The following is a 10723-nucleotide window of genomic DNA, read 5'->3' on the forward strand; positions in this document are numbered from 1 at the left end:
GACGCTCTTCCGATCTGGCGAGCTTGTGCCAGAAGCCCGCTTTAACACCGCTCTCTGCCGCATCCGGGCAGGCGCCGCGCTCTTCGGCGAGCTTGACCGACGCCCGGTCGGCACCCTGACGCAGATGCTTGAACAGCTTGCGGTTCCAGCTCGCGGCCATGGCCGATTCAAACGGGATGTTCATCGACTGCAGGAAGGAGTGGAAACCCATCAGGCCAAGGCCGACAGACCGCTCGCGCCAGGCCGAATACGTAGCGCGGTCCATCTCGTCCGGCGCGCGGTCGATGAAGTCCTGCAACACGTTGTCGAGGAAGCGGAACAGATCCTCGATGAAGAGCGGATCGTCCTTCCACTCGAGGAATTTCTCCGCATTGACCGAGGACAGGCAGCACACGGCGGTCCGGTCGCGGCCCAGATGGTCGACGCCGGTCGGAAGCATGATTTCCGAGCACAGATTGGACTGGCGCACTTTCAGGCCCAGCTTCTTCTGGAAGACGGGCAGGGCGTTGTTCACCGTGTCGGAGAAGATGATGTAGGGCTCGCCGGTCTGCAGGCGCAGCTCCAGGATTTTCTGCCAGAGCTTGCGCGCCGAGATGGACTTCACCACCTCGCCCGATTTCGGCGAGATGAGCGGGAAGTCGGCATCCTCGCGCACGGCCACCATGAACTCGTCGGTGATGTTCAGGCCGTGATGCAGGTTCAGGCTCTTGCGGTTGAAATCGCCCGAGGCTTTGCGGATTTCGAGGAATTCCTCGATTTCCGGGTGGTGAATGTCGAGATAGACCGCCGCCGAACCCCGGCGCAGCGAGCCTTGCGAGATCGCCAGGGTGAGCGAATCCATCACGCGGATGAAGGGGATGATGCCGGAAGTCTGCCCGTTCTGGCCGACCTTCTCGCCGATGGAGCGCACATGACCCCAATAGGTGCCGATGCCACCGCCATTGGAGGCCAGCCACACATTCTCCGTCCAGGTGGCAACGATGTCGTCGAGCGAATCGCCAACCGAGTTCAGGAAGCAGGAGATCGGCAGGCCGCGCTCGGCCCCGCCATTGGAAAGAACCGGTGTCGCCGGCATGAACCAGAGGCGCGACATGTAGTCGTAAAGACGCTGCGCATGGGCAGTGTCGTCCGCATAGGCGCTCGCCGAGCGGGCGAACATGTCCTGATAGCTTTCGCCGGGCAGGAGATAGCGGTCGACCAGGGTCTTCTTGCCGAAATCGGTGAGCAGTTCATCACGCGACGCATCGGTCTTCACGCTCTCGACGAGGCGCAAGGTGACCGCCTTGGGCTTGCCGCGCTGGGAGCGCGTATGCCCTTGCGTTGCGGTGCCGGACATCGGTGCAGAGTCAAACGGCGTCATGGTCCAAACCGCTCCTTCGTGCAGGGCGCAAAAATCCGAGGCACTGGGCCGGATTGTGCGCGCCGCCTTAACAAAACCTATACATGCTGTGTGGCTTCCCCCGGAAACCGCAACATATAGTGCTAAGCGTCTAGGCGAGCGTCAACGGCCCAAAGGCGCTTCAACCCAACTTTTTGGTTAATGAACCCTTACCACGAAGCTTTCCGCATCCGGACTCTTTAACGCTTTCGGGGCGATAGCCCTGCTGCGATTAAATGTGGAAATCGCGATACCGGCTTGCAGTCCGCCTCAGCCCAGATTCAGCAGCTCCGGGTCACCCCCTTGCGCAGCAATGTTGATCGTCACCACACGCTCGGCCGCGAAGCGGTAGAGATAGTGCGGTCCCCCGGCTTTCGGGCCGGTGCCGGACAGGCCTTCTCCGCCGAAAGGCTGAACGCCGACGACCGCGCCGATCATGTTGCGGTTCACATAGGTGTTGCCGGCCGGAACCGCGCCGCGCACCGAATCAAGGAATCGCTGGAGACGCGAATGCACGCCCAGCGTCAGCCCGTAGCCCTTGGCCGCAAGCGCGGCGGCGAGCTTTGGCAGATCGGCGCGCTTGTAGCGGATGACGTGCATGACGGGTCCGAATACTTCGCGGTCCATACCGTCGAGGGAGGACAGCTCCACCAGCAGCGGCGCAAAATAATGCCCCGCCTGCTTGTGCGCGTCGCTCAAGGGTACGCGGTGCAGGATCGTCGCTTCGCGCTCCATACGGCTTTCATGGTCTGTCAGCATGCCCAGAGCATCGGTGTCGATGACCGGGCCGATATCGGTCGCCGGGTCGGCCGGATCGCCAATCACCAGAGCGTCCATCGCGCCCTTGAGCGCTTCGATCAGCGAATCGGAGGTCTCGCGTGGTACGAAGAGAATGCGCAAGGCAGAGCAGCGCTGCCCGGCTGAACCGAAGGCGGACATGACGGCATCATCGACGACCTGCTCCTTCAGGGCAGAGGTGTCGACGAACATGGCATTGAGACCGCCTGTCTCGGCGATCAGCGGCAGGATGGCGCCCTCGCGCGCAGCCAGCGTGCGATTGATGATGCGGGCGACTTCCGTCGAGCCGGTAAAGGCAACCCCTCCCAGCAGGGCATGGCCGGTCATCAGGGCGCCGACCTTGCCATCACCGGGAACGAGCTGGAGCACGTCTTTCGGCAGACCTGCCTTCTGGAAGAGCTTCACGGTCTCGAAGGCCACAAGCGGCGTCTGTTCGGCCGGCTTGGCGACGACCGTATTGCCGGCCGCCAGCGCAGCGGCGAGCTGGCCGACAAAGATCGCAAGCGGGAAGTTCCACGGGCTGATGCAGGCGAAGACGCCGCGCCCGCCAAGTTCGAGATGGTTGGTCTCGCCAGCAGGCCCCGGCAGGCGGCTGGCATGACCGAACTTGGCCTCGGCCTCGGCAGCGTAATAGCGCAGGAAATCGACCGCCTCGCGCACTTCGGCGACGCCGTCATTCAAGGTCTTGCCCGCCTCACGCGACAGGATGGCGATGAAGCGGTCGGTTTCGGCTTCCAGCGCGTCGGCGAGCTTGCGCAGGATCGTGGCGCGCGCCGGTCCGCCCTGGCGGTCCCAGGCCTCGAAGGCCTTGTCGGCGGCGGCAAAGGCAGCGTCCACAATCCTTTCGTCCGCCTCGGTCACTTTCGAGACGATGACATCCTTGCGGGCCGGGTCGGCCTGCTCGCGCGCCGTTCCGCCCTGTACCTTGCCAGACACGATGGGGCCGCAGGCATGGGGCATGGCCTTGTCAAAATTGGCCTGCGCCGCGGCGAGGCGTTCGCGCACAGCCTTCTGGGCCAGATCGACACCGGCGGAGTTGTTGCGGTGCGGGCCGTAGAGGCGTGGCGGGGCCGGAATAAAGGGATGGCGGTCCATGCTGTCTGCCCCTTCAAACGGGCCGCGCGCCACATCGGCGGCAGGCACGTCCGGATCAAGGAAGGAGTGGACAAACGAGGTATTGGCCCCGTTCTCCAGAAGCCGCCGCACCAGATAGGGCAACAGGTCCTCATGGCTTCCGACCGGCGCATAGACGCGTACCGGGCGCAAGGAAAAGGCGCTGGCTGCAGCCAGATAGAGCGGCTCGCCCATGCCATGCAGGCGCTGGAATTCGTAGTTTTCATTGCCGAGCTCGGCGGCAATCTCACGCACGGCGCACAAGGAGTGTGCGTTATGGGTCGCAAATTGCGGATAGATCGTTTCCGGCTCACCCAGCATGGCGCGCGCGCAGGCCAGATAATTGAGATCGGTCGCCGCCTTGGTTGTCCAGACCGGGAAGTCCGGCCAGCCATTCATCTGGGAAAACTTCACTTCGGTGTCCCAGTAGGCACCCTTGACGAGGCGCACCATCAGGCGGCGCCCGCTCGCCCGTCCAAGCTCTGCAAGCTTGCCGATGACGGCGCGGGCACGCTTCTGATAGCCCTGCACGGCAAGGCCAAGCCCGTTCCATCCGGCAAGCGACGGCTCATGCGCCAGGCGCTCGAGGATCATCAGTTGCAGGACCAGGCGGTCGGATTCTTCGGCATCAAGGCAGAAGCCGATATCGGCAGCCTTCGCCGCTTCGGCCTGTTGCAGCACCTTGGGGTAAAGCTCGCGCCACAGGGCTTCGCGCTTGAAGATCGTGTAGCGCGGATGCAGGGCAGAGAGCTTGACCGAGACACCGTCCACGGTTTCGGCGGGGCCTTCGCGCCGGGCTTTCGCCACGGCAGCAATCGCGTCCATGTAGCGCGAATGATAGCGCTCGGCATCGTGGTGCGTGCGCGCGCCTTCGCCCAGCATGTCGAACGAGAAGAGCGGGTGATGACCCTCCGGCACCTTCCAGGCATGACCGCGCTTGATGGCACCGGCAATGGTCCGGCCGAGCACGAACTGCTCGCCCAGAATGCGCATGGCCTGACGGGTCGCGGTGCGGATGACCGGCTCGCCCAGACGCCCCGCAATGGAGCGGAAATAGGCGCCCGGATCGCGGCGCGCCTCAGGGTCCACCTCCATCAGCGAGCCGGACATCATCAGGCCCAGCGTCGAGGCATTGACCAGCCAGTTCTCCGATTTCCACGCATGCTCGCCCCAGGCGCCAGACCCGATCTTCTCGGCAATCAGGGCATCGGCGGTCTTTGCGTCCGGCACACGCAGCAGCGCCTCGGCAAGGCACATCAGGGCAAGGCCTTCCTTGTTGGAGAGGCCAAACTCCTGAAGGAAGGATTCCATCAGCCCGGTACGGGTCTTTGCCGCGCGGGCGCGCTCAACAAGGTCGATGGCCGCAGCCGCAACGCGGGCGCGCGCGTCCGTATCGAGGCCGGCTTGCGCGTTCAGCTGGCGAACCGCCTCGCTTTCCGGCGCGAATTTCAGCGTGTCGATCTGATCCCAGTCGATGGCGGCGGACGGCGGAACGGACTGGCTCATGGTGATCCTGCTGGCTGGCCTGTTATGCGCCCGACATTGGCCACAACGCGAACGGGCAGGCAAGTTCACATCACCGTTGCCCTTCGCTTGCCCGCGAAAACGGGGTATGAGCACCCCCCTTGGAATCTCAGGAGACAGTGTCCCATGGACAATACGCCCTTGCGCATACTGCTGGTGACCGACGCGTGGGAGCCGCAGGTAAATGGCGTGGTGCGTACGCTGGCGCGCACGGTGGAGGAATGCCGGGCCATGGGCCACGAGGTGGAGGTCATCCATCCCGGCCTCGGCTTCAAGACGATTCCCCTGCCGACCTATCCCGATATCAAGCTGGCGCTGGGCGCGCGCGATGATCTCGAAGCGCGCTTTCGCGCGTTCGAGCCGGAAGCGATCCACATCTCCACCGAAGGTACGCTCGGTCATGTCGCGCGGCGCATCTGCCTGTCATGGAAGCTGCCCTTCACGACGAGCTACCACACCCAGTTTCCCGAATACGTCCATGCCCGCTTCCCCTTCATTCCGCTGGCGGCGGGCTATGCCTTCATGCGCCGTTTCCACAATGCGGGTAACGGCATCATGGTCGCGACCGAGACGATGCGTCAGGGTCTCGTCAAGCGCGGCTTCAATAATCTCGTGGCCTGGTCGCGCGGGGTTGATACCGAACAATTCCGCCCGGATTTGCGCGGGATTGATGGCGGGGTCTACAAGGACCTGCCAAAGCCCGTCTTTGCCTATGTCGGCCGCGTGGCGGTGGAAAAGAATATCGAGGCTTTCCTCAAGCTCGACCTGCCCGGCTCCAAGGTCGTGGTCGGCCCCGGCCCGCAGCTGGAAGAGCTCAAACGCAAGTACAAGGACGTCCATTTCACCGGCGGCAAGTCCGGCGAAGAGCTGGCGCGCCATTTTGCCGATGCAGACGTGTTCGTCTTCCCGAGCTTCACCGACACGTTCGGGCTTGTGATCCTGGAGGCCATGGCCTGCGGCACGCCGGTTGCGGCCTTCATCGCGCCCGGCCCGCGCGACATCATCCCCGGCTCCAATGCCGGTGTGGTCAGCGATGATCTGCGTGAAGCCTGCCTGCAGGCGCTGGAGCTGAAACGCGAGGATGCGCGCGCCTTTGCCGAGCAGAACTCATGGCGGGCCTGCACCGAGCAATTCGTGGCGAACCTCAAGCCCCAGCCGCGCCCGGAGCGCAAACGCTTCTGGAAACGCCTGCGCCGCCTGCGCCGGAGCAAAAACTAGACTCTGCGTCGCTTTTGATGCCCGCTGGTGCGCAATCCCAACGGCGGACCGGAGCGAGCCATGATGAACGGGTGGTTTCTTGCAGCGGGAATTGTCTCGCTGGCGGGCATGCTCCTTCATGTCCTTGTCGGCGGGCGGCTCTTCGTGCGTCCGCTGCTCGCTTATGACATTCCCCCGGAGCACAATTGGCTGGCCTATTTCGTGTGGCATGTCGGCACCGTGGCCCCGGGCTTGCTGTCCGCAGGCTTTCTCGCAGCGGCCTTTCTGCCCCATCGCAGCGATTATGCAGTCATAGCCGCGACCTTTGCCGGACTTCTGGCACTGACCGCGTTATGGACAAGCGTCAGGAGCCGCCGGTCCCCGATGGCCATTCCGGCTTTCCCGGTATTTTCGGCTGTCTGCCTGCTTGGTCTGGGCGGCCTGGTGTTCTGAAGGGTCATGCCCCTTATGAGGCGCCGTGAAGGCGCACCCGCGTCATGCCCTCACGCCCAAGGCGCTGGATTGCCTCATCGAGGCTTTCAGCCGGGCCAGGCACCAGATCAGCGTCGAAAAGGCCCGGCCGCGCATCCTGGGCCACTAGCGGCAGGCCGGTACGTACGCGGGTGAAGAAGCCGGCATTCAGCCGGTCGCTGTCTTCCCGCCGGACACCCTCGATGACAGTGATGCCCGCTTCACGCAGCAGGGCGATACCGCGTCCGGAAACGCGAGGATCCGGATCGCCGGAGGCAACGAACACCCGCGCGACGCCTGCGGTGATGAGAGCCTCGGCGCAAGGCGGCGTCTTTCCATGGTGGGAGCACGGCTCCAGCGTCACATAGACGTCGGCGCCGCGTGCGGCCTCGCCAGCGCGTTCCAGCGCTTGCGCCTCGGCGTGCGGGCGTCCGCCCGGGGCGGTAACGGCACTGGCGATGACCTTGCCGTCCCTTGCAATGACGCAGCCGACAGACGGGTTGGGCGCGGTGGTGCCGAGGCCTGAAAACGCCAGCGCCAGCGCCGCATCCATCAGACGCAGATCGGTATGGGTCAGCCCTTCGGGCATGGGGGCAGGGCCTCGGCGCGATCCGCATCGAGATAGCGCGCCTCCAGCGGGCGCAGGCCATCAAGCTCGATCAGCAGCGGATTGCCGGTCGGAACTTCCACTTTGAGAATGTCGTCATCGCTGACCTGGAAGAGGATTTTCACCAGCGCGCGCAAGGAATTGCCATGCGCGGAGATGAACACGCTCTCTCCGCCCGAAAGGCGCGGCGCGACCAGAGCGTCAAAGCATTCGCTGACCCGCGCCAGCGTATCCTTCAGGCTCTCCGTGCCCGGCAGGAGACCGGCATCGAGATGGCTGTAGCGTTCCTCATGGGCGGGATGGCGCGGATCGGCCCGGTCCAGCGGCGGCGGCGGAATGTCGAAGGAGCGCCGCCAGATGAGCACCTGTTCCTCGCCGTGTGCCGCGACCGTCTCAGCCTTGTTCAGGCCGGTCAGCGCGCCGTAATGGCGCTCGTTCAGGCGCCAGTCCGGCATCATCGGAATCCACAGCCGGTCCAGCGTATCGAGACCCAGCTGCGCGGTGCGGATAGCGCGGCGCAGATAGCTGGTAAAGGCGATGTCGGGGGCAAAGCCTGCCGCCTTCATCAGAGTGCCACCCCGGCGGGCCTCGTCCTCGCCGCGGGCGGTCAGGTCGACATCGACCCAGCCGGTAAAGCGGTTTTCCAGATTCCACTGGCTCTGGCCGTGGCGGGTAAGGACAAGGCGCGTCATCGTCAAAGCACTCCCGGCAAGTCACTGGCTCGCCCGGCAATACCCCGCGCGCGCCCGTTTGACCACCATGGCGGCAACCGCCTTGACAGAAATGACACATATCGGGCGCGAATCCGGGTGTGCTGACCGGCGCGTGGCTTGCATGCGCACCGTTTAGGCGCACACTGACAGGATACGAGATGCGGGACGAACCGCATCCACCGGGGAAAAAGGGGCAGGGGGATGATCCGCAGACTGGTAATACCGGCCAATGGCGAGGAAGCCGCACTCCTCGACCGGCTTGTGGCAAGCTTCACCGAAGAGCTGGCTGCGCGCACCAAGGAATGCATGTTCTACATGACGGAACCTGGCGCAGGGGATTGCGCGCGCATCATCGAGACCGAAACCCAGGAAACGCTGGACCGCTTCCTCTCCTTCGTCGCGGCCCATATCGGGCATCACGCCTTCTGATACTGGCCAGCCGGGCGGTGCGCTGCTAAAGCCACACTCCCTGTGATTGCCCCATGCCCGCCAGCCGTCCCGGCGCAAGCCCCGTGCGGCCGGATGCGGGTTCACCGAAGGCCCATGCCCGCCCATGTCCGACACGCCCAGCCTGAACCGTCCTGCCGCCCGCATTGATACGGCGCGTATTCTCGAGGCCATGCGCCGCACGGTGCGTATCGAGCGCGAGGGCCTGGTGGCGCTGGAGGCCGGATTTGACGAGCGCGCCGTGGGGGTGGTCAGCCTGCTGGCGACCCTGAAAGGCCGCCTCATCTGTGCTGGCGTTGGCAAGTCGGGCCATGTCGCGCGCAAGATTGCCGCCACGCTCGCCTCCACCGGCACACCTGCGCAATATGTCCACCCGGCAGAAGCAAGCCATGGCGATCTGGGGATGATCACGTCGGGCGACGCCGTGCTGGCGCTGTCCAAATCCGGCGAGACACGCGAGCTGGGCGATCTGACCGCCTATTGCCGCCGCTTCGGCGTGCCACTGATCGCGCTGACCGCCGGAGCCGAGAGCACGCTCGCCCGCGCGTGTGACCATCTGCTTCTGGTGCCCGATGCGCCCGAAGCCGCTGGCGAGACACGCGCGCCCACCACCTCCACCACGCTGATGATGGCCTATGGCGATGCGCTGGCCGTGGCCCTGATCGAGGCGCGCGGCTTTACGGCTGCCGATTTTGCGACCTTCCATCCGGGCGGTTCGCTCGGCGCGGCCTTCCTGAAAGCGGGCGATCTGATGCATGAGGACATGCCTCTCGTCGCAGAAGGCACGGCCATGGCCGATGCCCTTATCGTCATGAGTTCGAAGGGCTTTGGCTGTGTTGGTATCACCCGCAAGGGCGAGCTCGCCGGCATCATCACCGACGGTGATCTGCGCCGTCATATGAGCCCGGACCTGACCGCCTCGCCGGTAGAGGCGATCATGACCGCCAATCCCCGGATCGTGAGGCCGTCTGACCTAGCCGCCGATGCGCTGCGCCTGATGACAGCCGGGAACCACAAGATATTGTCCGTATTCGTGTGCGACGAGGCACGCCGTCCCCTGGGCCTGTTGCATATCCACGATCTGTTGCGTGCCGGACTGAGCTGACGCCCGCTTCGTGCCAATCCGCATCTTGAAAACACCGTTCCGACGAGGCCGACCATGACCGATACGCTGCGCCCGAGCGCTGATCTCAAACCCAATAGCTGGGAGTTCGAGACGCGCCCGCTCATCAAGCCGACCGGCTTTCGCGAATATGATGCGCGCTGGTGGTTCGGCCATCCGGGCTCTGACAAGGCGCCGGAGATCAATCTTTACGGCGTGCAGGCGCTGGGCCTTGGGCTTGGCACGCTCATGCACGAGCTGGGCATCGCTCCGCATATCGTGACGGGCCACGATTTCCGCAGCTATTCGTTGTCGGTCAAGCAGGCGCTGGAAGTCGGCCTGATGCAGGCCGGTATCACCGTGCACGACATTGGCCTCGCCCTTTCGCCCATGGCGTATTTCGCCCAGTTCGATCTTGATATTCCGGCCGTGGCGATGGTGACCGCCAGCCACAATTCCAACGGCTGGACCGGCGTGAAGATGGGCGTGGAACGCCCGCTCACCTTCGGCCCCGACGAGATGGGGCGGCTGAAGACCATTGTGCTCGGTGGTGAAGGCAAGGCGCGCCCCGGAGCCGGCTATGTCCGCGAGGACGGCGTGCGCGGGCGCTATCTTGCCGACCTGACCGGCGATTTCCGGGCAAAGCGCAAGCTGAAAGTCGTCGCCGCCTGCGGCAATGGCACGGCAGGCGCATTTGCGCCCCAGGCCCTCGAGGCGATGGGCGTCGAAGTGGTCGCGCTCAACTGCGATCTCGACCACACCTTCCCCCATTACAATCCGAACCCGGAAGACATGAAGATGCTGCACGCACTGGCCGATGCCGTGCGTGAACATGGCGCCGATGTCGGCCTCGCTTTCGACGGTGACGGCGACCGCTGCGGCGTGGTCGACAATGAGGGCGAGGAGATCTTCGCCGACAAGGTCGGCCTGATGCTGGCGCGTGACCTGTCTGGCGAATACAGGGACGCCACTTTCGTGGTCGATGTGAAATCGACAGGCCTCTACGCCACCGACCCGGTTCTGAAAGCCAATGGCGCGAAGACGGATTATTTCAAGACGGGCCATTCCTACATCAAGCGCCGCTCCCACACGCTGGGCGCGCTCGCGGGGTTCGAGAAATCCGGCCACTTCTTCCTGCAACCGCCCGTGGGGCGCGGATATGATTGCGGGCTGACGGCAGCGCGCTGTGTGCTGGCCATGCTCGACAATAATCCCGGCCAGTCCATGGCGGACCTCAAGCGTGCCCTGCCGGTCAGTTTCGGCTCACCGACCATGTCACCGGCCTGCGCCGACGAGGTGAAATACAAGGTGGTGGAGCGGATCATTGCCCGCTTCCAGGAGAAGAAGGATCAGGGCGAGCCGGTTGCCGGGCG

The 10723-nt window shown here is 64.5% G+C and carries 9 protein-coding genes; 5 read left to right on the forward strand and 4 right to left on the reverse strand.

Translation table 11 applies throughout. The features are described 5' to 3' along the window. Both ACTS2Z_RS12240 and putA read right to left on the reverse strand, forming a co-directional pair. The coding region (locus ACTS2Z_RS12240; protein ID WP_442573499.1) for a ribonucleoside-diphosphate reductase subunit alpha at positions 1–1336 on the reverse strand (1336 nt) is incomplete at its 3' end. A 312-nt stretch (positions 1337–1648) separates the two neighbouring features. After that, entirely contained in the window at positions 1649–4795 is a 3147-nt protein-coding gene (gene putA / locus ACTS2Z_RS12245; RefSeq protein WP_442573492.1) for a bifunctional proline dehydrogenase/L-glutamate gamma-semialdehyde dehydrogenase PutA, read from the reverse strand. A gap of 159 nt (positions 4796–4954) precedes the next feature. Between putA and ACTS2Z_RS12250 the strand changes: the two genes are divergently transcribed. Both ACTS2Z_RS12250 and ACTS2Z_RS12255 read left to right on the forward strand, forming a co-directional pair. After that, positions 4955–6031 carry a glycosyltransferase family 4 protein gene (locus tag ACTS2Z_RS12250; protein WP_442573500.1) on the forward strand — a complete coding sequence of 359 codons (1077 nt, stop codon included), beginning with the start codon at positions 4955–4957 and terminating at the stop codon, positions 6029–6031. Positions 6032–6091: 60 nt separating this feature from the next. After that, entirely contained in the window at positions 6092–6463 is a 372-nt protein-coding gene (locus tag ACTS2Z_RS12255; RefSeq protein WP_442573493.1) for a hypothetical protein, read from the forward strand. Between the two features lie 13 nt (positions 6464–6476). On the opposite strand, the gene ribD is transcribed toward ACTS2Z_RS12255, so the two are convergent. Both ribD and gpmA read right to left on the reverse strand, forming a co-directional pair. Next, positions 6477–7070: a bifunctional diaminohydroxyphosphoribosylaminopyrimidine deaminase/5-amino-6-(5-phosphoribosylamino)uracil reductase RibD gene (gene ribD, locus ACTS2Z_RS12260; RefSeq protein WP_442573494.1), complete on the reverse strand. Its 594-nt coding sequence runs from the start codon at positions 7068–7070 to the stop codon at positions 6477–6479. Then, the gene (gpmA, locus tag ACTS2Z_RS12265; protein WP_442573495.1) at positions 7055–7780 is read right to left on the reverse strand and encodes a 2,3-diphosphoglycerate-dependent phosphoglycerate mutase; all 726 of its coding nucleotides are present in this window, start codon (positions 7778–7780) and stop codon (positions 7055–7057) included. The genes ribD and gpmA overlap by 16 nt, the downstream gene beginning before the upstream one ends. 222 nt (positions 7781–8002) lie before the next feature. Here gpmA and ACTS2Z_RS12270 point away from each other — a divergent pair, with 222 nt between their 5' ends. The 3 genes from ACTS2Z_RS12270 to ACTS2Z_RS12280 form a co-directional block, all read left to right on the forward strand. After that, positions 8003–8230: a hypothetical protein gene (locus tag ACTS2Z_RS12270; protein WP_442573496.1), complete on the forward strand. Its 228-nt coding sequence runs from the start codon at positions 8003–8005 to the stop codon at positions 8228–8230. A gap of 124 nt (positions 8231–8354) precedes the next feature. Next, positions 8355–9353 carry a KpsF/GutQ family sugar-phosphate isomerase gene (locus ACTS2Z_RS12275; protein WP_442573497.1) on the forward strand — a complete coding sequence of 333 codons (999 nt, stop codon included), beginning with the start codon at positions 8355–8357 and terminating at the stop codon, positions 9351–9353. 54 nt (positions 9354–9407) lie between these two features. Further along, the coding region (locus ACTS2Z_RS12280; RefSeq protein WP_442573498.1) for a phosphomannomutase/phosphoglucomutase at positions 9408–10723 on the forward strand (1316 nt) is incomplete at its 3' end.

The sequence above is a fragment of the Glycocaulis sp. genome, from assembly GCF_052168375.1.
Taxonomy (GTDB): domain Bacteria; phylum Pseudomonadota; class Alphaproteobacteria; order Caulobacterales; family Maricaulaceae; genus Glycocaulis.

Excerpts from the sequence above, each read along its gene's own strand:
- putA (WP_442573492.1), bottom strand. The coding sequence starts at position 4,795 with ATGAGCCAGTCCGTTCCGCCGTCCGCCGCCATCGACTGGGATCAGATC.
- ACTS2Z_RS12255 (WP_442573493.1), top strand. The coding sequence starts at position 6,092 with ATGATGAACGGGTGGTTTCTTGCAGCGGGAATTGTCTCGCTGGCGGGC.
- ribD (WP_442573494.1), bottom strand. The coding sequence starts at position 7,070 with ATGCCCGAAGGGCTGACCCATACCGATCTGCGTCTGATGGATGCGGCG.
- gpmA (WP_442573495.1), bottom strand. The coding sequence starts at position 7,780 with ATGACGCGCCTTGTCCTTACCCGCCACGGCCAGAGCCAGTGGAATCTG.
- ACTS2Z_RS12270 (WP_442573496.1), top strand. The coding sequence starts at position 8,003 with ATGATCCGCAGACTGGTAATACCGGCCAATGGCGAGGAAGCCGCACTC.
- ACTS2Z_RS12275 (WP_442573497.1), top strand. The coding sequence starts at position 8,355 with ATGTCCGACACGCCCAGCCTGAACCGTCCTGCCGCCCGCATTGATACG.